General features: G+C 61.5%; 20 protein-coding genes. 11 read left to right on the top strand and 9 right to left on the bottom strand.

What is annotated here, in order from left to right:
• Positions 1 to 91: 91 nt before the first annotated feature.
• Together AC2A1F_RS18520 and panB are read right to left on the bottom strand one after the other, a co-directional pair.
• Positions 92 to 1,159 carry a DUF475 domain-containing protein gene (locus tag AC2A1F_RS18520; protein WP_484210260.1) on the bottom strand — a complete coding sequence of 356 codons (1,068 nt, stop codon included), beginning with the start codon at positions 1,157 to 1,159 and terminating at the stop codon, positions 92 to 94.
• A gap of 32 nt (positions 1,160 to 1,191) precedes the next feature.
• A complete protein-coding gene (gene panB, locus AC2A1F_RS18515; protein WP_484210259.1) occupies positions 1,192 to 2,061 on the bottom strand; it encodes a 3-methyl-2-oxobutanoate hydroxymethyltransferase in 870 nt (289 codons plus the stop codon).
• Positions 2,062 to 2,278: 217 nt separating this feature from the next.
• On the opposite strand from panB, the gene AC2A1F_RS18510 reads away from it, so the two are divergent.
• Complete coding sequence (locus tag AC2A1F_RS18510) at positions 2,279 to 3,799, top strand: amino acid permease (RefSeq protein WP_484210258.1); 1,521 nt, start codon at positions 2,279 to 2,281, stop codon at positions 3,797 to 3,799.
• A gap of 107 nt (positions 3,800 to 3,906) precedes the next feature.
• On the opposite strand, the gene AC2A1F_RS18505 is transcribed toward AC2A1F_RS18510, so the two are convergent.
• Positions 3,907 to 4,389, bottom strand: a complete 483-nt coding sequence (locus AC2A1F_RS18505) for a pyridoxamine 5'-phosphate oxidase family protein (RefSeq protein WP_484210257.1) — start codon at positions 4,387 to 4,389, stop codon at positions 3,907 to 3,909.
• Between the two features lie 160 nt (positions 4,390 to 4,549).
• Here AC2A1F_RS18505 and AC2A1F_RS18500 point away from each other — a divergent pair, with 160 nt between their 5' ends.
• Complete coding sequence (locus tag AC2A1F_RS18500; protein WP_484210256.1) at positions 4,550 to 5,326, top strand: hypothetical protein; 777 nt, start codon at positions 4,550 to 4,552, stop codon at positions 5,324 to 5,326.
• A complete protein-coding gene (locus tag AC2A1F_RS18495) occupies positions 5,229 to 6,812 on the top strand; it encodes a DUF6504 family protein (RefSeq protein ID WP_484210255.1) in 1,584 nt (527 codons plus the stop codon). Before AC2A1F_RS18500 ends, AC2A1F_RS18495 begins: the two co-directional genes overlap by 98 nt.
• A 36-nt stretch (positions 6,813 to 6,848) precedes the next feature.
• On the opposite strand, the gene AC2A1F_RS18490 is transcribed toward AC2A1F_RS18495, so the two are convergent.
• Positions 6,849 to 7,745 carry an alpha/beta fold hydrolase gene (locus tag AC2A1F_RS18490; RefSeq protein WP_484210254.1) on the bottom strand — a complete coding sequence of 299 codons (897 nt, stop codon included), beginning with the start codon at positions 7,743 to 7,745 and terminating at the stop codon, positions 6,849 to 6,851.
• 117 nt (positions 7,746 to 7,862) lie between these two features.
• Between AC2A1F_RS18490 and AC2A1F_RS18485 the strand changes: the two genes are divergently transcribed.
• From AC2A1F_RS18485 to AC2A1F_RS18475, 3 genes are read left to right on the top strand one after another with little or no spacing between them, the layout of a single operon-like run.
• Positions 7,863 to 9,110: a putative DNA modification/repair radical SAM protein gene (locus AC2A1F_RS18485; protein WP_484210253.1), complete on the top strand. Its 1,248-nt coding sequence runs from the start codon at positions 7,863 to 7,865 to the stop codon at positions 9,108 to 9,110.
• Positions 9,107 to 10,558 (top strand): UdgX family uracil-DNA binding protein, encoded by a 1,452-nt coding sequence (locus AC2A1F_RS18480; protein ID WP_484210252.1) that lies wholly within the window; start codon positions 9,107 to 9,109, stop codon positions 10,556 to 10,558. Before AC2A1F_RS18485 ends, AC2A1F_RS18480 begins: the two co-directional genes overlap by 4 nt.
• Positions 10,558 to 13,989 (top strand): error-prone DNA polymerase, encoded by a 3,432-nt coding sequence (locus AC2A1F_RS18475; RefSeq protein WP_484210251.1) that lies wholly within the window; start codon positions 10,558 to 10,560, stop codon positions 13,987 to 13,989. Before AC2A1F_RS18480 ends, AC2A1F_RS18475 begins: the two co-directional genes overlap by 1 nt.
• A 14-nt stretch (positions 13,990 to 14,003) precedes the next feature.
• Here the strand turns inward: AC2A1F_RS18475 and AC2A1F_RS18470 are convergent, their stop codons facing one another.
• Positions 14,004 to 16,556, bottom strand: coding sequence for a coiled-coil domain-containing protein (locus AC2A1F_RS18470; protein ID WP_484210250.1), 2,553 nt, complete (start codon positions 16,554 to 16,556; stop codon positions 14,004 to 14,006).
• Between the two features lie 157 nt (positions 16,557 to 16,713).
• Between AC2A1F_RS18470 and AC2A1F_RS18465 the strand changes: the two genes are divergently transcribed.
• The gene (locus AC2A1F_RS18465) at positions 16,714 to 17,019 is read left to right on the top strand and encodes an Hpt domain-containing protein (RefSeq protein WP_484210249.1); all 306 of its coding nucleotides are present in this window, start codon (positions 16,714 to 16,716) and stop codon (positions 17,017 to 17,019) included.
• A gap of 110 nt (positions 17,020 to 17,129) precedes the next feature.
• Positions 17,130 to 18,404, top strand: a complete 1,275-nt coding sequence (locus tag AC2A1F_RS18460; RefSeq protein WP_484210248.1) for a glycosyltransferase family protein — start codon at positions 17,130 to 17,132, stop codon at positions 18,402 to 18,404.
• Between the two features lie 42 nt (positions 18,405 to 18,446).
• Here the strand turns inward: AC2A1F_RS18460 and AC2A1F_RS18455 are convergent, their stop codons facing one another.
• The gene (locus AC2A1F_RS18455) at positions 18,447 to 18,737 is read right to left on the bottom strand and encodes a hypothetical protein (protein WP_484210247.1); all 291 of its coding nucleotides are present in this window, start codon (positions 18,735 to 18,737) and stop codon (positions 18,447 to 18,449) included.
• Here AC2A1F_RS18455 and AC2A1F_RS18450 point away from each other — a divergent pair.
• Both AC2A1F_RS18450 and AC2A1F_RS18445 read left to right on the top strand, forming a co-directional pair.
• A complete protein-coding gene (locus tag AC2A1F_RS18450) occupies positions 18,720 to 19,409 on the top strand; it encodes a hypothetical protein (protein ID WP_484210246.1) in 690 nt (229 codons plus the stop codon). The two genes, AC2A1F_RS18455 and AC2A1F_RS18450, sit on opposite strands and share 18 nt — an antisense overlap.
• 1 nt (position 19,410) lies before the next feature.
• Complete coding sequence (locus tag AC2A1F_RS18445) at positions 19,411 to 20,826, top strand: sensor histidine kinase (protein WP_484210245.1); 1,416 nt, start codon at positions 19,411 to 19,413, stop codon at positions 20,824 to 20,826.
• 239 nt (positions 20,827 to 21,065) lie between these two features.
• Here the strand turns inward: AC2A1F_RS18445 and AC2A1F_RS18440 are convergent, their stop codons facing one another.
• Entirely contained in the window at positions 21,066 to 22,352 is a 1,287-nt protein-coding gene (locus AC2A1F_RS18440; protein ID WP_484210244.1) for a citrate synthase, read from the bottom strand.
• A 46-nt stretch (positions 22,353 to 22,398) separates the two neighbouring features.
• Positions 22,399 to 23,862, bottom strand: a complete 1,464-nt coding sequence (gene gltX / locus AC2A1F_RS18435) for a glutamate--tRNA ligase (protein ID WP_484210243.1) — start codon at positions 23,860 to 23,862, stop codon at positions 22,399 to 22,401.
• Positions 23,863 to 23,891: 29 nt separating this feature from the next.
• Here gltX and AC2A1F_RS18430 point away from each other — a divergent pair, with 29 nt between their 5' ends.
• Complete coding sequence (locus AC2A1F_RS18430; RefSeq protein WP_484210242.1) at positions 23,892 to 26,177, top strand: ComEC/Rec2 family competence protein; 2,286 nt, start codon at positions 23,892 to 23,894, stop codon at positions 26,175 to 26,177.
• Between the two features lie 62 nt (positions 26,178 to 26,239).
• Here AC2A1F_RS18430 and AC2A1F_RS18425 read toward each other — a convergent pair whose 3' ends face one another.
• A complete protein-coding gene (locus AC2A1F_RS18425; RefSeq protein WP_484210241.1) occupies positions 26,240 to 26,908 on the bottom strand; it encodes an energy transducer TonB in 669 nt (222 codons plus the stop codon).
• Positions 26,909 to 26,964: the final 56 nt, after the last annotated feature.

Here is a 26,964-nt window from a genome sequence, read left to right as displayed (position 1 = left end):
AGGTCGAGACACCGTGCACTGGTGTCTCGACTTCGCTCGACACGAACGGGTAGATTTGGCTCCTGAGCCAAATTTATCGAGGTCGAGCCACTCAATCCGCCCGCAGCGCTGCTTCCATTTCAGCATCGGGATGAAGCCGCTTGTGGCGGACAGACCACCACAGCGAAATCCCGATCAGCGCCGCACCGATCAGGCCGGTGATGGTCTCAGGGATATGGAACTTGGCCGAAAGCAGCATGATCGCCCCTAGCGCAATGATTGCCCAGAATGCGCCGTGTTCAAGGAAGCGGTATTCAGAAAGCGTGCCCTTCTTGACCAGCATGATCGTCATCGAACGCACGAACATCGCCCCGATCGACAGGCCGAGTGCAATGACCACCATGTTGTTGGACAGGGCAAAAGCGCCGATCACGCCATCGAAGCTGAACGAGGCGTCCAGCACGTTGAGGTAGAGAAACCCGCCAAGGCCCGAGCGGACGACAAGGCCCGCCGCCTTCTGCGCCTCGTCACGCATTTCAAGGATCGTGCCCAGCGCTTCCACCGCTATGAACGTCACTAGCCCCAGAACGCCCGAGACCATGAAGGTCAGCGCATCGGCATCTGAAAGCATCGTCGAAATTCCGTAGATCGCCAAAAGCAGCAGCGCGATCTCTGCCGCCTTCACGTTCGAAACCAGCGCCAGCTTTTCTTCCACCCACTTGATCCAGTGGACTTCCTTTTCGCCATCGAAAAAGAACGACAGGCCGACCATGGCCAGGAAGGCCCCGCCAAAGCCGGCGATGCCAACATGGGCACTGCTGACAATTTCCTCATAGCGCTTGGGATCATTGAGCGACAGGTTCAGCGCTTCGACCGGCCCAAGCCCTGCGGCGACGGCCACAATCGCCAGCGGAAACACGATGCGCATGCCGAATACGGCAATGATCATGCCCCAGGTCAGGAACCGCTTTTGCCAAACCTCGTCCATCTCCTCCAGCACGGCGGCGTTGACCACCGCATTGTCGAACGACAGCGAGATTTCCAGGATCGACAGGACGAACACGATCCACAGCAACGACAGCGTGCCACTGGCCGTACCTGTTTGCATCCAGCCATAGGCCACGGCGAGCCCAAGGCACACCAGCGTGAAGAGGATCGATCCCTTGTAAAAGCGCAGCAAGTTGGAATTCCCTTGGTTGGAAGCAGCAGCGCTTACTTGGGTTGATAGGTCTGTTCAATGCCGGGAAAGCTGCGGTCACGCACTTCCTGCGCATATTGGGCCGCCGCGCCTGAAATGGTCTCGGCGATATTCTCGTAAACCTTCACGAAGCGCGGCACTCGCTCGAACATGCCCAGCATGTCCTCGGTGACCAGCACCTGCCCATCGCACTGCGCCGATGCGCCGATACCGATGGTGGGGCAGGGGACCGCCTGCGTGATAGCGATGGCGATAGGTTCCACAACGCCTTCGATTACGATGGCAAAGGCCCCTGCATTGGCCAAAGCCTTGGCATCGCCGATGATCTTGGCCGCTTCCGCCTCACTCCGCCCGCGAGCGTTGTATCCGCCCAGCACATTCACTGCCTGCGGGGTCAGGCCAACGTGGCCCATCACCGGAATGCCACGCGCGGTTAGGAATGCCACCGTCTCGGCCATCGCCTCGCCACCTTCCAGTTTCACCGCTGCACAGCCGGTTTCCTTCAGCAGGCGCGATGCACTTTCAAAGGCCTGCACCGGCGAGGCTTCGTAGGAACCGAACGGCATATCGACCACGACCGCCGCATGATACGATCCACGCACCACGGCTGCACCGTGAGCTGCCATCATGTCGAGCGTGACGGGCACCGATGAGGGCAGGCCATAGATCACCTGTCCCAGCGAATCTCCCACCAGCAGCAGATCGCAGTGCGCATCAAGCAACTGCGCCTGCCGGGCGGTATAGGCGGTGAGCATCACCACGGGCTGCGCGGTCACGCCATCCTTCTTGCGCTGGCGGATTGCGGGAATCGTCAGCCGCTTCATCGGTGCGGGCGTGGGGTTGGCGCGGCTGGTGCCGGTATCGAGCTGGAAGGTCGTTGACATGGGCGCGCATCCTTTCAGGCGGGGCACTTGAGCGGGCACTTGCTTCTGCCCGCGCTTCTACTGGCTTGGCACAAACCCGCAAGGCTGGTGCGCCTTTGATGCAAGTCTGGGGAAAAATGGCTTGCGCGCAAGTCCGTTCCCGCTAGCTTCCCGGCGATTAGCTGGTTTCCGGCGCAACCGTTTCAGGTTTTGCGCTGGACCTATGCGGGAGAAATTCATGTTCGGTCGCGTCAAGCCGCTCGACGCCATTCTTGCTACTGCAGAAAAGAAATCGCTGCACCGCTCATTGGGTGCGTTCCAGTTGACCATGCTCGGGGTAGGTGCCGTGATCGGCACCGGCATCTTCGTGCTTACCGCCGAAGCCGCGCAGAAAGCTGGGCCGGGCATGATGATCAGCTTCATCATCGCCGGCTTCGTCTGTGCCGTAGCCGCATTGTGTTACGCCGAAATGGCATCGATGGTGCCGGTGTCCGGCTCTGCCTACACCTACAGCTATGCCGTAATGGGCGAGCTGATCGCGTGGATGGTCGGCTGGGCACTGATCCTTGAATATGCCGTGGCGGCAGGCGCAGTCAGCGTCGGCTGGTCCGGTTATGTGGTCGGGCTGGTCGAGAATGCGTTCAGTATCGATATCCCCGATCTGCTGGTGCGTGGGCCTTATGATGGCGGCTTGGTCAATCTGCCTGCCATGTTGATTGCCGGGCTGGTCACCTGGTTGCTGGTCATCGGCACCAAGGAAAGCGCCTCGGTCAACGCGGTGCTGGTGGCGATCAAGGTCGCGGCGCTCACGCTGTTCTGCGTGCTCGCCTTGCCGGTCATGAAGATGGAGAACTTCGAGCCCTTCGCACCACTCGGCTTCGGCGGGATCGGCGCTGCAGCCGCTTCGATCTTCTTTGCCTATGTCGGTTTCGACGCAGTTTCCACTGCCGCTGAGGAAACCAAGAACCCCCAACGCAACATGCCGATCGGCCTGATTGGCAGCCTTGCCATCTGCACCGTGTTCTATCTGCTGGTGGCTGCAGGCGTGATCGGTTCGGTTGGTGCCCAGCCCGTGCTTGATGCCGCTGGTGCCAGCATGGAGCCGGGCAGCCGCGAACTGGCCGAACAGTGCCTTGCCATGGGTGATCAGGCGGTCGTCTGTTCCAAGGAAGCGCTGGCGTGGACTTTGCGTGAAATTGGCTGGCCGCAGATCGGCAACCTGATCGGCCTTGCTGCCGGGCTTGCCCTGCCATCGGTCATCCTGATGATGATGTTCGGCCAGACCCGCATCTTCTTCGTGATGAGCCGTGACGGCCTGCTGCCTGCCTCGTTCTCGAAAATCCACCCGCGCTACAACACGCCGCACGTGATCACGATCATCACCGGCATTTTTGTGGCGCTGTTTGCGGCGTTCTTCCCGGTTGGCCTGCTGGCCAACATCTCGAACTCGGGCACGCTGTTCGCCTTCGCAGCCGTGTCGGTCGCTGTTCTGGTGATCCGCCGTCGTGAACCGAACCGTCACCGTCCGTTCCGCACCCCGGCGATCTATGTCACCGCGCCGCTGGCATTCCTTGGCTGTGGCTACCTGTTCTACAAGCTGGATGAAAAGAGCCAGATGTTGTTCGTGGTCTGGGCCGTGATCGGGCTGATCGTGTACTACGCCTACAGCCGCAGCCGCAGCCATGTTGGCCGCGGGCTGGTCGAAGTGCATGAAACCGACAGCGATATCCCGCCAACATCTGTGCCGCCGGTCGATTGATCGGTTGAGCCTGGTATGAAAAAGGGCCGCTCCCCACAAGGAGCGGCCCTTTTTTCTTAAGCACCCCTCCCGTTTCCGGGAGGGCATGTTACCCTACGTCGCTAAGCTTAAAGCGTGGTTTCGGTAAACCCGCCCTTCACGTCGCCGGTCACATCCATGCCAAGCGCCATCTTGGCCACGCCAATTACGCCAAGCTCGCCCGCCCAGATCGAAGCGTCGCCGAGGTTCATGCGCAGGAACAGGAGGTTGGGCGAGTCTATGCCGCCCGGAAACCACGCTTCGACAAAGTTGTTCCAGTGCCGCTCCAGCACGGCGCGGTCGGTCTCTTCCACCAGCATGCCGTGGAAGCGGGCAAACACATCGTGGCCCTTGGAAGCGTATGTCGCGGTCGCACCGCCCATTTTGGCAAAGCGGTTGTCGCGGCTGGTGAAGAACCAGATCGCGCTATCGGCACCCTTGTCGAGCTGCGCGGTCATCGGTGCGGCTGAATCTGGATCATCGTCAAGCTGGAGCATGACGTAGGGCGAGGAGGACATCGCCTTCCAGAATTTTTCGCGCAGTTCCTCGGGGTTCCCTTGATCGTACTTCATCGGAAAATAGCCTTTCGCATCTTGGTCTTGCCCAATGAACGGAGCGGGACGGTGCTGGTTCCCCACAGGCTTTTCCCCAGAGTCCTGCACAACCAGACAGGATGAGGCGCATTGCACGTTCCGAAAAATAGAACATAATAAGAACAAAGGAACGAATCGCATGATCGAACACGCTCATCCTCCCGGCCTAAGGAATTCTGATCCTCTCGCACTCCTGCCCGGTCTTGTGCGCGGCATGGGGGCATCGGGGCGCACGCCGCACTGGCGGCCCGGTCTTCCTGCCGATTGCCGCCATGCCGAACTTTTTGCATCCCCCCGTGATGCCTCAGGCGCAGGGCTGGCGCTGGCTTTCGCGCGCGATGTCCTGCGGCAGGAACAGGCGGCTGAAACCCCGGATCGCCGCCCCTTCCTGTGGGTGCAGGACAAGGCTGCGCTGCGCCTCTCAGGCCGTCCCTATCTGCCCGGCCTGCCGGCGGAACTGCGCCATCGCCTGATCCACGTTGCCGCCGCCACGCCCGAAGATGCGCTGTTCGCGCTGGAAGAAGGCCTGCGCTGTCGCGATCTCGCTTTCGTGATCGGCGAACTGGCGGGCAATCCCCGCGCGCTCGATTTCACCGCCTCGCGCCGCCTCAGTCTTGCAGCAGAAAAACACGGGGTGCCGCTGTGGCTGGTGCGGCTCGATGCGCGGCGTGATCTGGGCGCAGCGCGGATGCGGTGGGAGGTGGGAGCAGCGCCGTCCCCCAAATCGCGCTGGAACCCGCATGCCCCCGGCACCTCCACATGGCGCGCCGACTTGTTCCGCGCGCACACCTTTCATCCCGGACAATGGAACTTGCACGATGACGGTGCTCTCCTCGTCGCCGAACCTGCTGCCCCCACGCCGGATCATGGCGATTTGGTGCACGGGTCTGGCGATCGATCGCTGGCGGCTGGCTGAAGGCCTCGCATGCGGGGAAGGACCAGATGCTGCCCCGCTTGTCCTGATCGAGGATACCGCGCACGGCCCTCGTATCGCTGCTGCCAACCCTGCTGCACGCGCTGCCGGGGCCATGCCCACCATGCGCTTGGCCGATGCGCGCACACTCTGCCCCGCGCTTGCCGTGCGCCCGGCCGATCCGGCGGGCGATCTTGCCTTCCTTGAAAGCCTTGCGCTGTGGGCACAGCGCTGGGGACCATGGAGCGCGCTTGATCCGCCCGATGGCCTGCTCGTCGATGTCACCGGCGTTGCGCACCTGTTCGGCGGCGAACGCGCGCTGATCGCCGATGTGCTGGATTTGCTGGAAAAGCGCGGTCTTGCCGCTCGTGTGGCGTTGGCTCCAACGGCAGGTGCGGCATGGGCACTGGCCCATTACGCCCCGCAAGCCGCGATCCTGCCGTCAGAAGCGGACCCGCGCGCACACCTTGCCGATCTTCCGGTGGCAGCCTTACGCCTCGATGCCGATGTAATTCTGCTCCTGCGCCGCCTTGGCCTGAAACGTCTGGGCGATCTCGATGGCCTCGCGCGCGAAAATCTCGCCCGCCGCTTCCGCAACACGCGCTCGGCTGCGGCCAATCCGCTGCTCCGGCTCGACCAGCTGTTCGGCCTGCGCCCCGAACCGCTGCTGCCGGTGGTCGGCGTGCCCGCGCCGCTCGTCCAGCGCCGCCTGATGGAGCCGATCCGCCATCGCTCGCTGCTCGATCAGGTTGTGGCCGATCTGGCGCAAGACATGGCGCGCCTGCTCGAAGGGCTGGGGCAGGGCGCGCGCCGTCTCGAACTGGGCATGTGGAAAGTCGATGGCGAAGTGCTTATCCGCTCCCTCGAAATGGCCGCCGCTACGCGTGATCCGGCGCACTTGTGCCGCCTGTTCGCCACCCGCCTCGATGATCTGGACGCCGGTTTCGGCATCGAACTGGTCCGCCTGCGCGCCTCTTGGACTGAGCCGCTGCTGCTCGCCCAAGCCGATCTCGATGCCGCGGCTGAGCGCCACGGTACCAGCCTTGCCGCCTGCATTGACCGGTTGACCGTGCGGCTCGGCGCGCAAGCCGTGCGCCGCCCAGTTCCGCATGCCAGCCATCTGCCCGAACGTGCGCAGCGCTGGCAATCTCCGCTGGCCGACCTAGCGTCTTCGCAAGAGGAGTTACGTTTCCATCACAGACCACTGAAAATTCTCGACAAACCTGAAGCCGTCTCGGTGATCTACGAAACTCCAGACGGACTTCCCCGCCGCTTCCGCTGGCGCGGGCAGGTGCATGAAATCGCCCGCGCCGAAGGGCCTGAACGTATCGCGCCCGAATGGTGGCGCGAACGATCGACCGTGCGCCTGCGCGACTACTATCGGATCGAAGATGCTGTCGGGCGCCGCTACTGGCTCTATCGCCACGGCGTGATCGGCGATGGACGCGGCGGAGCCCCCGAATGGTTCATCCAGGGGCTCTTTGCCTGATCATATTTCTGGGCCTGATCAGATTTCAGGGCCTGATCAGATCGCAGGAGCCACGATAGTCTGGGCGGTCAACGTGTCGATTACTTCCTGCGGCATAGTCTCTGCTGGTCGGCCTGAAACGAAGTCCAGCAGGTCCTTCTTCAACCGTTCGGCATCGGTGGCGAACACACCGTGCGGCGCGCCATTGTATTCCAGCAAGGTGGCATGCGGCACCGCCTGCACCACCGCCCGGCCAGTCGCATCAATCGGAACGGTCTTGTCCGATGTGCCATGAATCACCAGCGTGGGCACCCGCAAGGCAGACAGATCGGGCCGGAAGTCGGTCGTGGCAAAAGCCTTTGCTGCTGCCAGCGTGGGGCGCAGCCCCGCCTGCATCGCGGAGATCCATGCCAGATGCAGCACTTCATCGCTCACCGGTTGTGACAGGAAGCCGACGCCGAAAAAGTCCTTGAAGAACCCGGTGAAGAACTTCGCCCGGTCCTCCAGCATGCCGTTGGTCATATCTTCGAATGTCGATTGTGGCACGCCATCGGGGTTGTCGCCGGTTTGAAGCATGTACGGCACCACCGAAGAAACCAGCGCCACCCGCGATACGCCGCGGCCATTGTGCCGTGACATATAGCGGGCAATTTCGCCGCCTCCCATCGAGAAACCGACCAGCGCGGCATCGTTATCAACGCCCATGACGTCCATCACATCGGCCAGATCGTCGGCGAAAGTGTTGTAATCATACCCGCCCGAAGGCTGATCCGAACGGCCAAAGCCGCGCCGGTCATAGGCAATGGCGCGAAAGCCGGCCTCGGCCAGCGCATGGCTGATGGGGTCCCAGCTGTCGCCTGAAAGCGGCCAGCCGTGAATCAGCACCACTGGCGGTCCAGCGCCCCAGGATTTTGCGTAAAGGCGCGTTCCATCGCGGGTTTCGATCATCGGCATCAAAAGTCTCCTTGGTCCTCTTGCCGAATAAACCGCTCGCCGCGTTTCGCGTTCCGCTCCCCACCTGTCCACAGGTTCGGGCTGGCGCATAGCGATTAAAGAACATATAAAGAACGCATGGCCCAATTGTCCGTTCTTGAACGTCTCGAAATCCTTGCCGATGCCGCCAAGTATGATGCTTCGTGCGCATCATCCGGCACTGCCAAGCGCAACAGCAAGGGTGGAAAAGGCATTGGGTCGACCGAGGGCATGGGCATTTGCCACGCCTATGCGCCCGATGGTCGCTGCATCTCTTTGCTGAAGATCCTGCTGACCAACCACTGCGTGTTCGATTGCCATTATTGCATAAACCGCAAAAGCTCGAACACCCGCCGTGCGCGCTTCACCCCGCAGGAAGTGGTGGACCTGACGCTGTCATTCTACCGCCGCAACTACATCGAAGGGCTGTTCCTTTCATCAGGTATCATCAAGAGCGCCAGCCACACGATGGAACAGTTGATAGAAGTCGCGCGTATCCTGCGGAAAGAGAACGATTTTCGCGGCTACATCCATCTCAAGACCATCCCGGAGGCCGATCCTGAACTGGTCACGCAGGCGGGGCTTTATGCCGATCGCGTCTCGATCAATGTCGAACTGCCCACGGTGGCAGGCCTCACCCGACTTGCGCCCGACAAGTCCGCGCCGCAGATCGAAGGCGCGATGGGGTCGCTGAAAGAGGCCATCGTCGAAGCCAAGGACTCCCGCAAGCGCTTCCGCAATGCGCCCAAGTTTGCGCCCGCCGGGCAATCGACGCAGATGATCGTAGGGGCAGATGCCGCGACCGATTCCGATATCGTCGGCCGCGCCAGCACGCTTTACGGCAACTTCGGCCTGCGCCGGGTCTATTATTCCGCCTTCAGCCCGATCCCCGATGCCAGCGCGGTCCTTCCCTTAAAGCGCCCGCCCTTGATGCGCGAACACCGGCTCTATCAGTCAGACTGGCTGATGCGCTTCTATGGCTATGCTCCGTATGAGGTGCAGCAGGCCGCCGGGGCCGATGGCATGTTACCGCTCGATATCGATCCGAAGCTGGCTTGGGCGCTGCGCTTTCGCGGTGATTTTCCGGTCGATGTGAACCGTGCCCCGCGTGAAAAGTTGCTGCGCGTGCCGGGGCTGGGGGTGAAGGCCGTCAACGCGATTGTCGCGGCACGCCGTCAGCGTCGCTTGCGTCTGGCCGACGTGGGCAAACTCACCGTCTCGATCACCAAAGTGCGCCCGTTCATCATCGCCGAAGACTGGCGACCCGTGCTGCTGACCGATCGCACGGATCTGCAAAGCCTGATCGCGCCTGCAGCACGGCCTGCGCAGATGGAATTGTTCGGATGAAGCCGTTCCGCGACATGCGCTTGGCCGAGGCGTTCCGCATAGCGCTCAGCGCGCCCGATGATTTCCAAGGCTGGCGCGATGCAGCCCGCCGGATGATTCGGGCCGATGTGCCGCCCGACCGGATCACATGGGAATCGCCTGCTGACCAGAGCGCAGACCTGTTCGCGCAAGGTGACCGACGCCTGCCTGCGCCGCCCGCTGATGCCCCGCAACCCCGCGCCTCGCGCGACTTCCTGCAGCTTGCGCAAAGCGTCATCCTTCACTCTGACAGTACACGATTTTCGCTACTCTACCGCATGCTCTGGCGGCTCCAGTCCAATCCACGCCTGATGGAGGACAAGGCCGATGCCGACGTGCGCACGATGGAGGACCTCGCCCGGAACGTGCGGCGCGATATTCACAAGATGCGCGCCTTCGTGCGCTTTCGGGTGATCGAAAGCGAAGTGGGTGACCATTACGTCGCGTGGTTTGAACCCGATCACCACATCCTGCGCGCCAATGCCGGGTTCTTCGTGCGCCGCTTCACCACGATGCACTGGTCGATCCTCACCCCGCGCGGCACGCTGCACTGGGATGGCGAGGCTTTGCGCGAAGGCCCGCCTGCCACCCGCGCCGATGCGCCTTCGGGCGATCCGGTGGAGGCGCTGTGGCGCAAATACTATGCCTCCACCTTCAATCCAGCCCGGCTGAAAATCGGGGCCATGCTCAAGGAAATGCCCCGCCGATACTGGAAGAACATGCCCGAAACCGCGTTGATCCCCGAACTGATTGCAGGCGCTCAGGCACGCGAGGCGCAGATGGTGAAAGCGGGCCAACAGGACTTTGGCGAACAGCCGGGCAGCCTTGCCGCCATTGCCGATGCCGTGCTCGCCTGCCGTCGTTGCGAGATCGGCTGCAACGGCACCCGAGCGGTCATGGGCGAAGGCCCGCAAGAGGCCGCGCTGATGATCGTGGGTGAGCAGCCGGGCGATACCGAGGAAGTGCAGGGGCGGCCGTTCATCGGCCCAGCCGGGCAGCTTTTGCGCGCGCATTTGCAGGACGCTGGGATCGATGCAGAGCAGGCCTATGTCACCAATGCGGTCAAGCACTTCAAGTTCGTGCCCCGTGGCAAACACCGCCTGCACCAGAACCCGGCGGCCAAGGAGATCGACGTGTGCCGCTGGTGGCTGGATGGCGAACGGGCGCTGGTACAGCCCAAACTCGTGCTTGCGCTGGGCGCGAGCGCGGCGCGCAGCCTGCTGGGCAAGACGGTGAGCGTGCAGAGGGTGCGGGGCGAACCGCTCAGACTAGATGATGGCAGCGAATTGTGGATCACTACGCATCCCAGCTACCTCTTGCGGCTTGAGGATCAATCCCGCGCCGAGGAAGAAGCCAAGTTTGCGAATGACTTGCGCAAGGTAGCTGCGCGTCTTTCGGAACTTTCCGGGCGTGTAAGCACCGAAGGCTGATGCCCGATCCGCCGCTTACACCGTCCCGGCGTCATGTCCTGCCAGTGGAAGGCGGGTCGCCACCACCCGCGCCGTTTGTAGAGCTGGGCCTTGCCAGCTGCTTTTCGTTCCTGCGCGGTGCGTCCGAGGCCGCGGCGCTGGTCGAAACTGCGCGCGCCCTTGGTTATGATGCCCTGGGCATTGCCGATGCCAACACCATGGCAGGCGTGGTGCGCCTGCACACTGAGGCGGAGTCCGCACGCCTGCGCCCGATCATCGGTTGCCGGATTGAAACGGTCGAGGGCCTTGCATTCCTTGCCTATCCGCAGGATCGCGCCGCCTATGGCCGCCTGTGTCGTCTGATTTCGGCAGGTCGCATGTCGACGCTGGACGGGGAATGGCAGGCCAAGGGCGTGTGCGATATCAATCTGGCCCTGCTCGCCGCCCATGCTGAGGGCGTGCATCTGATCCTGATCCCACCAAATTTTCTGGATCAAGTGCTTACGGTGGAAACTGAAAGCAATATCTACGCATTTCCCGCAGGTGAAGGGGCACCTGCTCCACAGGCGACCCACAACCTGTCCCAGCCTTTTCCTGAAGTTCTACCCCGGCTTGTCCACAAGCTTCCTACGCTACGCCACCTTGCCGCCAGCTACCTTTACGTTGGCGATGACATTGCCCGGATCGAGCGCCTCGATGCGCTGGCCCGCGCCAATGGCCTGGCGCTGCTGGCTACCAATGATGTGCTCTATGCCACGCCAGACCGTCGTCCGCTGCAGGATGTCATGACGGCGATCCGCCACAAGACCACCGTCGCGGCGGCAGGCCATCTGCTGGAACCCAATGCGGAGCGGCACCTCAAATCGCCGGAAGAAATGGTGCGCCTGTTCCAGCGTTGGCCTCATGCCATCAAGGCGGCGCGGCAGGTGGCCGATGCCTGCTGCTTCAACTTGTCCGAACTGCGCTACGAATACCCGGAAGAAATCTGCCCCGAAGGCCATGATCCGCAATCGTGGCTGGAAGACCGCACATGGGCCGGCGCGGCAGAATTTTACGGTGAGGGCGTACCCGAAGCGGTCGCCGATACCTTGCGCCGGGAACTGGCGCTGATCGGCAAGCTGAACCTCGCAACCTACTTCCTGACCATCAAGGATATCGTTGATTTCGCCCGCAATTGTGATCCACCGATCCTGTGCCAGGGGCGTGGGTCGGCGGCCAATTCTGCCGTATGCTTCTGCCTTGGCATTACCTCGGTCGATCCCGCCAAGCATGCCTTGCTGTTCGACCGCTTCATCTCCGAAGAGCGCAAGGAACCCCCTGATATCGATGTCGATTTCGAGCATGAGCGGCGCGAAGAAGTCATCCAGTATATCTACCGCCGTTATGGTCGCGAGCGGGCGGGGCTCTGCGCTACGGTCATCCACTACCGCCCGCGCGTGGCGATCCGCGAGGTGGGCAAGGCGATGGGCCTGTCCGAAGACGTAACCGGGGCGCTGGCCCGCACCGTCTGGGGCAGCTGGGGCAATGAGGTAGGCGAGCGGAACGTCACCGAGAGCGGCCTTGACGGCACCGACCCGCACCTGAAGCGCGTGGTGAAGCTGGCCGAACAGATGATCGGGATGCCGCGCCATCTTTCACAGCATGTCGGCGGATTTATCCTCACCCAAGGCCCGCTGGTGGAGACGATTCCCATTGGCAACGGCGCGATGGCGGATCGCAGTTTCATCGAATGGGACAAGGACGATATCGATGCGCTGGGCATCCTGAAGGTCGATGTGCTGGCGCTGGGCATGCTCACCTGCATCCGCAAATGCCTTGATCTGCTGAGCGCACATCACGGGCGAGCGTTGACACTGGCCACCGTCCCGCGTGAAGACCCGGCGGTTTACGACATGCTGTGCAAGGGCGATTCGCTGGGCGTGTTTCAGGTGGAAAGCCGCGCGCAGATGAACATGCTGCCGCGCCTGCGTCCGCGCTGCTTCTACGATCTGGTGATCGAAGTGGCGATCGTGCGGCCGGGGCCGATTCAGGGCGATATGGTCCATCCTTACCTCAAGCGGCGGCGGGGCGAGGAAAGGGTGGAAATCCCCGCGCCAGGCCCGGAGCATGGCCCGCCCGATGAATTGTCCTCGATCCTCGCCCGTACGCTGGGCGTACCGATCTTTCAGGAGCAGGCGATGAAGATCGCGCTTGATGCGGCCCAGTTTTCCAGCCTTGAGGCCAACCGTCTGCGCAAGGCCATGGCCACGTTCCGGTCACGCGGGATGGTGCACGAACTGGAAGACATGATGGTGGGGCGCATGGTGCAGCGCGGCTACGACCCGGACTTTGCCGCGCGCTGCTTCAACCAGATCAAGGGCTTTGGCGAATACGGTTTTCCCGAAAGCCACGCCGCCAGCTTTGCGCATCTGGTCTATGTCTCGTCATGGCTCAAGTGCCACTACCCGGCAGCGTTCGCCTGCGGGCTGCTCAATTCACAGCCGATGGGGTTCTATGCGCCCGCACAGATCGTGCGCGATGCGGCCCAGCATGGGGTGATGGTGCTGCCGGTGGATGTGAACCATTCGGAGTGGGACTGCACGCTGGAGCAGGAGGGCAGGGCACTCCGTCTCGGCCTCAGGCAGATCGATGGTTTCCCCGAACATGCCGCCGCCATGCTCGTTGCTGCTCGCAACGAAGACGGGCCGTTCACCGATGCAGCATCGCTGAAGGAGCGAGCAGGGCTGTCTCCGGCGCTGATCGAGCGCCTTGCCGCCGCCGATGCGCTGGGCTCGCTTGGCCTTTCGCGAAGGCAGGCGTTGTGGGATGCGCGCAGCCTGATCGCGCCGAAGGAACTGCCGCTCTTTGCCGCCATGACGGCACGCTCGCAGGGCGAAGAGCGCAGCCGTGCCGTGCTGCCGATGATGCCGCTGTCTGAAGAGGTTGTGGCCGATTACCAGACGCACCGGCTTTCGCTCAAAGCCCACCCCATGGCGTTTTTGCGGCCCATGCTGGGTGATCGCGGCTTTGTGCGAGCAGCTGACCTGCGCAACCACAAGTATCGCGCCACGGTGCAGGTGGCAGGCGTGGTCCTGGTACGCCAGCGCCCCGGCAGCGCCAAGGGCGTGTGCTTCATCACGCTGGAGGACGAGACCGGGGTAGTCAATCTGGTGATCTGGCCCGATCTGTTGGAAAAGCAACGCAAGGTCATCATGGGCGCGCGGCTGATGGAAGTGCGCGGGCGGGTGGAGTATGACGACGAGGTCATCCACGTCATCGCCACGCACTTGGCCGATGCCAGCGCCAGCCTTGATGCGCTGTCAGATTCCGATCGCCTCATGCCCCCGATTGCGCGGGCTGACGAGTGCAACCGCCCAATCCCTGAACGCGTTGGTTTCGAACAAGGCGGGCCCGGCGCACGGACACATCCGCGCGATGTGCGGATCATTCCTAAGTCCCGCGATTTCCATTAAGCGAAAGTATGGCCCTATGTCCGCAGTCGCTCGATCCCTTGTGCCAGCGCGACATAGAGCTTGCCCATATCAGACGAAAGGAGCGTGACGCCCAGCGCATTGCCATCTCGCGTCGAAAGCAGTTGCCGCAACATGGATTCGAAGTCGTGAATGTAACGGTTCACATGCTCGCGGAACTCAGCTTCGCTTTCGTAATGCTCCTGCACTGCGCGGGCCTCGGCATTGTCCAGCAGGCTGACGGCGCGGCGGGTGAAGATGCCTCGATCGCCCCGCAGATAGGATGCCCATGCCGTTTCGGATACATCGGCTGAAAGCGCTTTGGCGATGTCGATTGCTGATGAATTGAGCGATTCCGTAATGAGCGCAGCACGGCGGGCAAAATCGTTGTCGATCTGATCTTCGGCCTTTTCACGCGCACGGCTGACCCGGGCCTCCAGATTCGCTGCAAGAACATCGATCTTGGCAAGCTGATCGCGCATCTGAATTGCGGTGTCGCGGCTTGCGTTGGCAGCGGCATCAATCGCTTCTTCAAGCCGGCCAACAAGTTCTGCGGCGCGGCCCTGCAGTACCTTGGTGATAGCTACGCTGCTCTGTTCGCCAAGCTCGCTGGCAATCGCTGCAATTTCGCCGGCTGTCGCGTCGCGCAGGCCCTTTCCTGTCATCGTCGCCGCTTCGGAGAGTTGCGTAATCGCACCGGCAAGCCGTCCTTCGACTTCATCTGACAAGGCAGCACTTTCCGCTTTGGCCTTGGCCAGAACAGCGTGCAACGCAGCCATCTGAGACTGTCGCTCGGCAGCCTGGCTGGCCAAAGCATCCTGCGCGTTGTGAAGGTCCCGAACGGCGGCCTCCACTTCGCTCCGGGCAGAACCGACAACGTCGTTCAGAGCGCGCCCGCCGTCTCCTGCTTCGCGCAGGGTGTCGCGGAGCGTGAATACACGATCTTCAAGCCCTTTCAGGCCCGCCTCGGTGCTCCGCAATGCTTCAGGGATCTGGGTGCGCGCATGATCGCTTCCTGCTTGGATCAACTCCAGCAACCGCACTGCCGCATCGGTTAGTTCACCGATCTCGCTGTCGGTGCCGGTCAGGTTCTGCCGCATAGTGGCAAGGCGTTGGTTCAGTTCATCAACCGAACGGTTGATGGTTGACGCGGCTTGCCCCCCTTCATGACTGGAAGCCGTCAGCAAGGACGTGAACTCGCTGACCTTTGCGCCAATCTTAGCAAATTGTTCCGCCAGATCTTCTGCCTTTGTGGCTTGTATCGCGCGCTGCTGCGCAATCAGCTTGTCCAGATCGGAAAGGCGGCCCGCCAGATCTTCAGCCGCAGACGCGGCCGTCGCTTCCATCGCCTTGCGACGTGCCGCAATGGCGGCGTCGATCTCACTCAACCTCTGTTCAAGCCGCTGCTGCAGGGTATCTGTCTCGGCTTCGGCAGAAACACGTCGGGTAGCAAAGGCCTCGGCAAACGAGCGCGAGTCTTGTTCTAGCGCGGCTGTCAGCGCCCTTGCGCCTTGCTCGAATTGCGCCAGCTGGCTTGCGGATTGCGCAAGCACGGTTTGATGATCACCAGCCAACTGCTGCAAAGCTTCGCGCAGAGATGCCACATGGGCAGCGCTACGATCCTCCCAAGCGCCGATTGCCGCAGCTTCTGCAGCCGCCATGTTCTCCTGATGCTGGCTGCTGCGCAAACTCAGCGCATCGAACCTGCTTTCAGCAAGAACGGCAAGGTTTTCGGATACTTGCGAAAAGGCTGAGACCGAAGTTTCAATCCGCTCACGCACCGAGGCGACCTGGCGTTCACTTGCCAAGCCGAATTCATTGAGTCGCTGAAAGCCAGACACCAATTCCTCAAGTTGCAGATGCGCCGTGCGGCCAGCGTTCCCGATATTATTGGTCACATCTTTTGCGGTATTGGCGATAACCGGTAACTGGCCCCGCAGCTTTTCCATATTGTCGAGCGCTGCGGATGAAACGTCAGCGATCCGGTCAATCTGCTTGCTGTTCTGGCCGACCATGTTGTCAAGCTGGGTAGCGCTTGCTGAAAGTCGCTCCACTGCCATCCGGCCCAGCGATTCAAGATCACGCCCCTGCGCGGCGATGAAGTCTCTGGCCAGAGCAAGCTCGGTATTCATCGAGGACAGGCGCTGTTCGAGACTTGTTGATTCGCGCGCGAGTTGCTGCGTCACATCGGCAAACCTGTCGGCTTCCCGGCGGCTTGTCCGCATGATCAGCAGGAATACCATCAAAATAAGTGCAACCGGCACGGACCATTGCGAAACCCACCATACCCACTGATCCGCGCTGACCGCTGCTGTCTGCGGAAAAATGACCGCCCACACAAACACGGCTGTCCACGCAACGATCAGCAGACTTGCGATGGAGACTGCAAGCCAGCTGCGGTCGGGTCGCGCCTCAACGGCATCAGACGTATCACTTTGGCGATCATTGTTTTGCCGCAGCGTCTCTACCAAAGCTTGGGCTTCGTGAGAATCCTGGCCTTCGTGAGAATCAGGCATCACGGCATCTGCCTGGGCACCTTCCAGCGGAATGATCCGGCGTCTCTCGTTCATGCTGCCCTGTTCGCTCCTGACCCGTTCGCTTCTGGCCCGTACACATCGGCCGTATCACGCAGGCTCAATCACAATTGCCATTGTCGCTTTATTGCATATCACGAATTTCCGAAGAGCATAAACCCTGCCTTAACGCTTCGCCCCTTATCGCCTCATTATGGCTTACGAAGGTGCTTCTCTCGACGCCAATCTTGCCGCCGCGGCAGGGCATGATCCTGAACTCGTGCGTGAGTTGCGCAAAGCCTTTATTGAAAGCGCCGAGCGGCAGATCGATCTGCTCTCGCGATCGCGTTGTGACGGCAACTGGGAAGTGGCAGCGATGCGACTCAAGGGACTGGCGGCCAGTTTTCACGCCGACAGTCTGATGGCTTTGGCCGAAGAAGCGCTCGATACCGTTCCCGGTGATCCGGTAATTCTGCGGCGGCTGAAACAGATGTTGTCGGATCTGGCCGTTCAAATCTGACGCCGTTCAATTCCTGTACAGCTGTATCCGACAAGTTTTCCCGATCTTGCCAAGCCTGCCTTGGCATTGCTTAGCGCACCCCCTACGATGTCTCATCAGGAGGCTGGTGAGTGCGGGTCGCAGTTCTATCGCTGATCGAAGTTGGCGGGAGCGATCCTGCTGCGCTGCGGGGATATCTGCCAATCGGCGGACGTTCTCTGCTGCGTCATCAAATCGGCCTTGCTCTGTCTTTCAACGCAAAACGCATTGTCGTGATGGCAGAGGCCATCAGCGGAGAACTTGTTGCGTTGCAGCACGTTGCCGAAGCGGGCGGCGCGCAGTTCCATGTGGTGGCAACAGTGCGCGCGCTTGTTCCGCTGATTTCGCCCGAAGATGATGTGATCGTCCTGTCCGATGGCCTGTTGGCCATGCCTGATGCGCTTCATGACCTTGTCGATTCAGGCCCGGTTGTGCTGACTTTGCCAATCGAACCCGCCCTGCCGCTGGGATTTGAACGTATCGATCTCAATCATGCCTCGGCCGGGGTGATGCGTTTTGCAGGCAGGATTGCAGCGGGCCTTGCGGATCTTCCGCCCGAATGGAACCCGCAGTCTGCGCTATTGCGTCTCGCGATTCAGGGGCGCGTTGTCCAGCGGCCCGTGCCAACCGCCTTGCTTGATGATGGGCGTTGGGGCCTGGTCCGCAATGAACACGAAGCGCAAGTTGCCGAACGGCGCTGGCTGCGTCTGCACACCCGTTTGTCAGATGATGGAGCGATTACGCCGGGCGAACATCTGGCAAGATTGGTGGTGAATCGCTTTGGCCCGGCCCTGCTGCATGCAGGAACCCGGCCTGGTCTTCTGGGCCTTGCGGCCGGGGTGGTCGGATTGCTGGGCGGCGGGGCAGGGTGGCTTGGTCAGTTGGCGGTCGGGTTTGTGCTGCTGGGGCTCGCCTGGCTGGTGGCGCAGGTTGCAAGCCTGCTTGGTCAGGTAGAGCGGGCTTCCCTTCTGGCATCCGGTCTGGCACGGCGAAGCATTGCTTTGTTTCATCTATTGATCGACGCGGGATTTGTAACGCTTGCAGGATGGGGCAGTGGCCTGCCTGATCTGCCTTCACTTCCGACAGGGGCACCGTTTTTCGTGCCTCTTGTCTTCTTATTCTGCACGCGTTTGATACCGCTGGCACTGTCAGCGCATAGCTGGAGCCGCTGGCTATCGGACCGTCTGGTGATCGGTGCTGTTCTGGCAGCTATTCATCTGCTCCTGCCGCTTGATGCAACGCTCGCCTTGAGTGTGGTTGTGCTGCTCGGCATCTGTGTTTTTTCACTTCAGTTCGGACATGATCGTTCTGGTCTGAAAGGATCGCCAGCCTCATCGCCTAACCCGCAATTAACCACTCGGCAGTAAGAGCGACACATGGCCATGACTGTATCTGCCGATCTCCCTGCATCAGGCGCGCGGACGCCTATCGATTCCGATGTGATCGAGCGTCTTTTGTGTGACGATCTTTTTCATGCCGATCAGGTGATGCTCCACATGGGGCCAATCTTGCGCCATCTTTTGCAGAATGATGATCGCTCGATTTTCAGTGACGAGATCATCGCCCGCGTGCGAGGGATGCTCGCCGATCTTGCTCGCCAACTCGTGCAGGCGCTGGGCGAGGCGGCGGGCCACGCCGATGCTGCGGCGTGGGCGCGTGATGCTGGACCCGGCCTTGCCGAAATGCTCGCGGCCAGCCAACCGCTGCTTTATCACCTGCATATGCTGGCGGTGGAATGGCAACTTTCAGAAAAGCTTCAGGGCAGACTTGGCATCGATCCTGTGCTTACCCCGATGCTGCAAGATATTATCTCCTCACCCGGTCCTGATCTGGCGGCGCGGGGCATGAACTTACTGGCGGCACAAGCCCGGTTCGGTCAGGCTGTCCGGCGCATGCAGATTCCCCTCACAGAATTGCCCTTGGATTTGCACGATGCAACTCTTGCCGTCATGCAGCGCTATGTCGTGGATGATCCGACGGGAGAGGCGGCTGCGGCCCAGGCTGAAGTGACATTGCGGCAACGCCGCACGGTAACTGCATCAAGGATCGACCTGCTCGATCACGTGATGACCGTTCTCGGATCCGAACGTGTCGCGGCTCTACAACTCGAGCATGCGGGCGTGGCCCTATTTCTAAGTGCATTGCGCATGGTTGCCGGCATTTCGCGCGAAACTGCAATCATGTGCACCACGGAAAGCCAAATGCCCCGCCTTGCACTATCGCTGGTTGCAGCCAACGCTGGCCGCGAGGGTGTGGTGGCGACATTCGCTGCACTCCATCCTGATATCGCCGTCCCCGCCGGCATCGAACATCTTGATCCCGCACGTGCTATCGCCCTGCTGGGTAGCAATTTCGCCGGAGCGCGTTCCTGAAATGACCGCCGCCGGGCCCATCCGCGCCCTAACCGACGAGGCCGACCGCCTTGTCGAGGCGGACGAGATACTTGCTGCGCTGCAGGTCCGGTTGGGCGGTGCCTTTCCCGGCACCATTGCCGTGCCAGGTTTGCTGGCGCTGGTCCGCAAGGCCCGCCGGGCCAGCACTGCGCTACATGCGGTGCTTTGCGCCGAAGACGGCCTTCAGCCTTTATCCTTTTACGCTGCAGTCTTTCCAAAAGAAGGCGGCGCGTCAATCGAGATTACCGAATGGCGCCTATCCCAATCGGCGTGGTTCGCCGAAAACGGCGGTGCCGATAAGCTGGCGTTGCAGTGGCAACTCGCTCAGGCGCACCTTGTGCTCGATACCGAGCAGCGGATCATCTCAGGCTGCGTCGATGCCCCGGATCTGAAGACGTTTGAGGCCGCTTTGCAGCAGGCTTTTGGCCGCTACTGGACCGATATCGTATCCGTCGAAGGCAGTAACCATCACCAGCCGCTCCATTGGCGTTTGCTTGATGATGCGACCGTCACCATCGAGGGTTCGGACCGGCGCTGGAAGACCCGCTTCCTGCCTCTGCGCAACGGCGGCTTCGAACTCTTTATGATAGCTGAAACCGTTCTGGCCAAACCTTCTGCAGACTTGGAAGTACCGCTACACGCTGCAGTGCTGGCATCGAATAGTGTTGATTCTCAACGTCCTGAATTAAACGGCCTGTTAGGCAATACGCTCGCACCGGCGCTGCGAGTGCCGGTTAACCGTATCGTCGCCAATGCCGAAACCATTCGAACCCGGCTCGCTGGCCCGATAGCCGATTCTTATGTCGGTTACGCAGGCGACATTGCTGAAGCTGGGCGACATCTGCTTTCGCTGGTAGAGGATCTGGCCGATCTGGAAACAGTGGAAGATGCCAGCTTTGCGCCAACGCCGGATCATGTCGATCTGGCAGACTGCGCTCGGCGCGCGGCGGGCATTCTGGGCGTTCGGGCAAAGGAGCGCGCCATCACACTCGAACTGCCCCACGCAGATGTTACGGCTCCTGCAATTGGCGAATTCAGGCGCGTTTTGCAGATCATGCTGAACCTGATCGGCAATGCCATCCGCTACACCCGGGCGGAAACGTCCGTCCGCGTCGAAAGCGGAGTGTCCGGTGCGCTGGCGTGGATCACTGTTGAAGATGACGGCGAAGGTATCGGCTCTGAACAGGCCGAACGCGTTTTCGAGAAATTCGAGCGTCTGGGGCGCAGCGGCGATGGTGGCAGTGGCCTTGGCCTGTATATCTCGCGCAAGCTGGCCCGTGCCATGGGCGGTGATTTGGCGGTAGAGCAAGGAACAAACGGGGGCGCACGCTTCGTCCTGACGTTGCAGGCCGATGGGCAGGCTGATCGCGCAGAAGCGACCAGCGCTTACGGCTAACGCCGCTTGCTCGCGCGCCACAACGCAAAGGCGCCCAATAGCATCAGTCCAATACCGATATAGGCCCATTGGGCCTTTGCCAACATGAAGCTCGATGCGGGCCAGATGATGAGGCCCAAGCCCTGTCCGGCCCAAAAAACGCCAACAACCAATGCGGCAATGCCAACAATTTTCTGAATTGCCGTCATCGCCGCACTCTTGGTTTGATCAGCGCTCGCCTACAGGCAAGTACAGTTTGATCAGCGTTCACTCACCGGCACGTAATCGCGCTGCGCCGGGCCGGTGTAGAGCTGGCGCGGACGCCCGATCTTCTGGCCTGGATCGCTGATCATTTCGTTCCACTGCGCCACCCAGCCCACGGTGCGCGCCAGCGCGAACAGCGCGGTGAACATCGTGGTCGGGAAGCCGATCGCCGAAAGGATGATGCCCGAATAGAAGTCCACGTTCGGGAAAAGCTTCTTCTCCGCAAAATACGGATCGCTCAGTGCGATTTCCTCAAGCCGAAGCGCGGTTTCAAACAGCGGGTCCTGCACGTTGAGCGCCGCGAACACTTCCCGCACGGTCTTCTGCATCACCGTCGCGCGCGGATCGTAGTTCTTGTACACGCGGTGGCCAAAGCCCATCAGGCGGAACGGATCGTTCTTGTCCTTGGCCCGGTCGATGTAGTGCTGAATCCGATCGGGCGTGCCGATTTCCTTCAGCATGTTGAGTGCGGCTTCATTCGCGCCGCCATGCGCCGGGCCCCACAGGCAGGCAATGCCAGCGGCGATGCAGGCAAACGGATTCGCGCCCGAAGATCCTGCCAGGCGCACGGTCGATGTCGAAGCGTTCTGTTCGTGATCGGCATGGAGGATGAAGATGCGGTCCATCGCGCGTTCCACCGCCGGGATCACTTCATATTCCTCGGCCGGCACGGCAAAGGTCATCTTCAGGAAGTTGCCGGTATAGGACAGCTTGTTGTCAGGATAGACGAAGGGCTGGCCGACCGAATACTTGTAAGCCATAGCCGCAATCGTCGGCATCTTGGCAATCAGGCGATGCGAACTGATCGTGCGGTGCGTCGGGTCGGCAATGTCGGTGCTGTCATGATAGAAAGCCGACAGGGCACCCACCACGCCGCACATGATCGCCATCGGATGCGCATCGCGGCGGAAGCCGCGATAGAACGTGGCCAGCTGTTCATGCAGCATCGTGTGCCGCGTGATCGTGCGGGTGAAATCAGCCAGCTCCTGCCCGTTCGGCAGTTCGCCGTTGAGCAGCAGATAGCTGACTTCCATGAAGCTGGAATGTTCGGCCAGCTGGCCAATCGGATAACCACGGTGCAACAGAACGCCTTCGTCGCCATCGATATAAGTTATCGCGCTGTCGCAGCTTGCGGTCGAGGTAAAGCCCGGGTCGTAAGTGAACATCCCCGTCTGGGCATAGAGCTTGCGGATATCGACCACGTCCGGGCCAATCGTGCCGCTGTTGATCGGCATATCGATGGTCTTGCCATCTGCCATCAAAGAAGCCTGGTTATCGCTCACGCCTTAACCCTCCTATTTATCTTTGCTTTGCAACCAATTGCGAGATTCAAGCCACTGCATCACGAATTCGCGAAAGCGACTCGTTCTTACCGAGCAGTGCCAATACGTCGAAAATTCCCGGCGAGGTAGTCTGTCCCGTCAAGCTTGCGCGCAACGGTTGGGCAATCTTGCCCAAACCTATCCCTAGCTCCTCGGCCATTTGTTTTACCGTGGCTTCGAGGCTGTCCATTGTCCAGTCGTTTTCAGCTTCGAACCGTTTGGCCACCTGACCAAGAATGGTCCGCGCATCATCAGTCAGGAGCGCTGAGGCCTTTTCCGTCATAGGCAAGGGACGCTGGGCAAACAGGAACACCGCGCCTGCCGCCAATTCGTTCAAATCCGCCGCGCGCACTTTCAGCACCGGCATCGCGCGGGTCAGCAAATCGGTGCCAGGACCAGCGTCAAAGCCCGGTTCCAACGCGGCCAGTTTCGGGGCCACCAGCGCCGCCAATCGCGCATCGTCAGCTTCGCGAATATAGTGCCCGTTAAGGTTCAGCAGCTTTTTCAGGTCGAACCGCGATGCGCCCTTGTTCACATCGCCGATATCAAACCATTCCACCGCCTGATCGCGGCTGATGATTTCCTCGTCACCATGGCCCCAGCCAAGCCGGAGCAGGTAATTGAACACCGCCTCGGGCAGCAGGCCCAGTTCGTCGCGATATGCATCAACACCCAACGCGCCATGGCGTTTCGATAGTTTCGCTCCGTCGGCACCATGAATCAGCGGAATATGGCCGTAGACCGGATCGGGCCAATTGCCCTCGATCGCCTGCATCGCGCGGATCACCACCAGTTGGCGGAACGCATTGTTGATGTGGTCGTCGCCCCGAATCACGTGGGTGACGCCCATGTCATGATCGTCCACCACCACGGCCAGCATATAGGTCGGTGTGCCGTCAGACCGCAGGATCACGAAGTCATCCAGTTCGCTGTTCTGAACGGTAATCGCGCCCTGAACCTTGTCCTCGATGGTCGTCTCACCCTCACGCGGGGACTTCATCCGCACGACATAAGGCTTGCCTTCGGGCCACTGATCGGCGGTGGCATCGCGCCATTCACTGTCGATGCGGAAGGGGCGGCGTTCAGCCTGCGCCTGCTCGCGCCGCGCTGCCAGTTCTTCCTGTGTCAGATAGCAGCGATAGGCATGGCCTGCGTCCAGCATCTGCCGCGCCACTTGGGCGTGGCGTTCAGACCGGGCAAACTGGAACACCGGCTCGGCATCGCCACCCAGACCCAGCCAGTTCAGCCCGTCAAAAATCGCCTCAATCGCCGGTTCGGTCGACCGTGCGCGGTCGGTATCCTCGATCCGCAGAAGGTACGTTCCGCCGTGATGGCGCGCGTAAAGCCAGTTGAACAGCGCGGTGCGCGCGCCGCCAATATGCAGAAAACCCGTGGGCGAGGGCGCAAATCGTGTGACCACGCGGCCTTTTTCGGGCGATCCTGCAGAAACGGTGTCAGTGGCGCTTGCCATTGGCCGCGCTTTCCTTTGCTTTGAATGTCATGGCGTCCCCGGCAGCAGATGGACCTGCGGCGGATTATCCCGCCGCCGATCCGGGCACCGCCCCGGCCGGACAGGCGCGGCCTTGGGACATCCGCGCGCGATTGTCCAGCATGCTTGCCAAGATGCTGGACAAGATGCTGGCGCATGCCGATCACTTCCTCGAAGCGCACCCCTTTGATCGCGGGTTGTGGCTGGTCGTAGCCTTTGCCGCTGGCATCGTGGCATGGGTGTCTTTGCCCGGCTTGGCAGACTGGATTGCGCTGCTGCTTGCCAGCCTTGCCATAGCGCTCTTCGCACTGATTCTTTTCGATGAAAGCCGCTTTCCCTACGTGCGTCTCGCGCTATTCGGCTGCGCTGCCATGCTTGCCGCCGGTATGGCCACGATCTGGACAAAATCCGAACTGGTCGGACAGCCCGGGATTACACGGCCTGCGGTCCTGACCTTGCAGGGCAAGGTGCTGGAGCGCCGGGAAGAGCCTGCCAAAGCGCGGGTTCGGCTCTTGCTGCTTGCCCGTATTCCCGATTTCGCCGATCCCGTGCGCGTCCGCGTCAATCTGCCGATTGCCAAGGACGTTGCCGCCATTACCGAGGGCGCAGAGATCGGCCTGCGCGCACGGTTGATGCCTCCGGCCGCGCCGATGTTGCCCGGGGCCTATGATTTCGCCCGCACGGCGTGGTTCAATGGGCTGGCCGCTACGGGCAGCGCGCTTGGCGATCCCATCGTGATCCGCGCTTCGGATCAAGGTGCCACGCTGCGCGCGGTGCAGCGGTCGCTGGCCGATCATGTCCGCTCTCAACTGGGCGGATCAACCGGTTCGATTGCCGCCGCGCTGGCTAGCGGAGATCGCGGAGCCATTGCACCCGCCGATGACGATGCAATGCGCGATGCAGGGCTAACGCATCTGCTCTCGATCAGTGGCCTGCATGTCAGCGCATTGGTTGGCGCGGTCTATTTTCTCGTGGCACGCCTGCTTGCCGCCATCCCGTGGATCGCCCTGCGCATTCGTGTGCCAATTGCGGCCGCCCTGATGGGGGCGCTGGCAGGTATCGCCTACACCCTGCTGACCGGCGCTGAAGTGCCGACGATCCGCTCCTGCATCGGCGCGCTGCTGGTGCTGATCGCTTTGGCACTGGGGCGTGATCCGTTGTCCTTGCGCATGGTGGCGGTGGGCGCACTGGTGGTTATGCTGTTCTGGCCTGAAGCCGTGCTTGGCCCCAGCTTCCAGATGAGCTTTTCCGCTGTCATCGCCATTATCGCCTTCCACTCAGCCGCCCCGGTGAAGGGGTTTCTGACAGCTGAGCACCACGGGGCGCTGGTGCGGATGGCGCGCAATCTGATCCTGCTGCTGGTCACTGGTGTGGTTATCGAACTGGCGCTGATGCCCATCGGCCTGTTCCACTTCCATCGTGCAGGCGTCTATGGCGCGCTGGCCAATGTGATCGCCATCCCGCTCACCACTTTCGTCACGATGCCGCTGATCGGCCTTGCCTTGCTGCTGGACAGTGTGGGGTTCGGCGCACCGGCATGGTGGCTGGCAGGCAAAAGCCTCGAGCTGCTGCTCGCGCTGGCCCATTTCGTGGCGGCAAGGCCCGGTGCGGTGACGATGCTCCCGGCCATCGCGCCTTGGACGTTCGCGCTGTTCATTGCCGGAATGTTGTGGCTCGCATTGTGGACAGGAAAAGTGCGGTTGTGGGGAGCGGTCCCCGCAGCGCTGGCGGTCCTAGCCATGGTGCTCACGCCGACCCCGGACATTCTCGTCACTGGCGATGGGCATCACGTCGGCCTGACCGGGGCGGGTGATGATCTGATCGTGCTGCGCATGGGCAGGGGGGAATACATGCGCGACAACTTGCTCGAACTGGCTGGTATGGAAGGCACACTGCGCCCGATTGACCGCTGGTCTGGTGCCCGCTGCAACGATGACTTCTGTGTCGCACGGTTGCAGCGTGGCGGTCGGCAGTTCATCTTGCTGGTGGCGCGGAGCCGCAACTACATCGATGACATGGCGCTCGCCGCAGCCTGCGAGCGCGCCGATATCGTGGTTGCGGATCGTCGCTTGCCCTATTCTTGCCGGGCAAAAATGCTCAAGGCCGACCGTGTCATGCTGGCAAATACGGGAGGCCTGTCGATCAATCTGACAACGGGCCGCGTGCGGACAGTGGCCGAAACGCAAGGCGAGCATGGATGGTATCGCAAACCACCGCCGCCAACATTCAGAAAGCCCGTCAAACCAGCCACCTCGGCTTCCGACAGCGCGTCTGGAGCTTTACTGTCTGCCAAATAATTCGTAGGTTCCAAGTGGCCGGGCACCGGCATCGATTGATGTGCAAGTGCCCGACCGGATAGTTACGGCAGCACCCAGCGGATCGAGCCGCTGTAGCTCCCGCTCATCGGCAGGCCATCGCCACCCATCGCGGGGATGAAGCGGGCGCGGCTGCTGACTTTCGCGCAGGTAGCGGCATCAAGATCGGCCGATCCGCTCGAACCGGTAACCTCGCACCCGGTCACCCGGCCGTCAGTGCCGATGGTCAGGCGGAACCGGGTCAACCCCTCGCGCTCTTCGCGGATCGCGGCGCTCGGATAGTCGCGGTCCGAGACCCACGATCCCGGCGAACCTTTGGGAGAGGCACCACGCGCGGCGAAGCTGGCAGAAGGCGAGGGCTTCACTTCGGGCGGGACGAATGGCCCCACTTCAACCGGCACGATCGGAATGATCTCGACCGGTTTCAACCCGATGCCCGGATCGACGGGGCCGAGTATGATGTCAGGCTTGGGAGCGACCAGCGGGGTATCTTGCGGTTTCTGTGCCGGTTTGATGTCCGGCGGTGGGGCGATGGGAGTGATCTTTACCTCATCGTCCTTCCACTGTTGCGCAATAAAGGGGTCCTTCACGATCTTGACGATCCCGCTGGCAAAGCCAGACGTGATGGCCCAGATCGCCACGCCGTGAAGCAACGCTACGGCGATGAAGGTTTGCGTTTGTCGCTGCCGGGAATTTTCTGCTGAATAAGCCATTGGCAACACCTCTTCCGTTGCCGACGCCCCAGGTTCTGGCGGGCCGTCCCGGAAGG

The sequence above is a fragment of the Novosphingobium sp. HNCC26BN242 genome (assembly GCF_057180525.1).
Note: the sequence above shows the minus strand (reverse complement) of the source record. Positions and strands in the feature narration are given on the sequence as shown.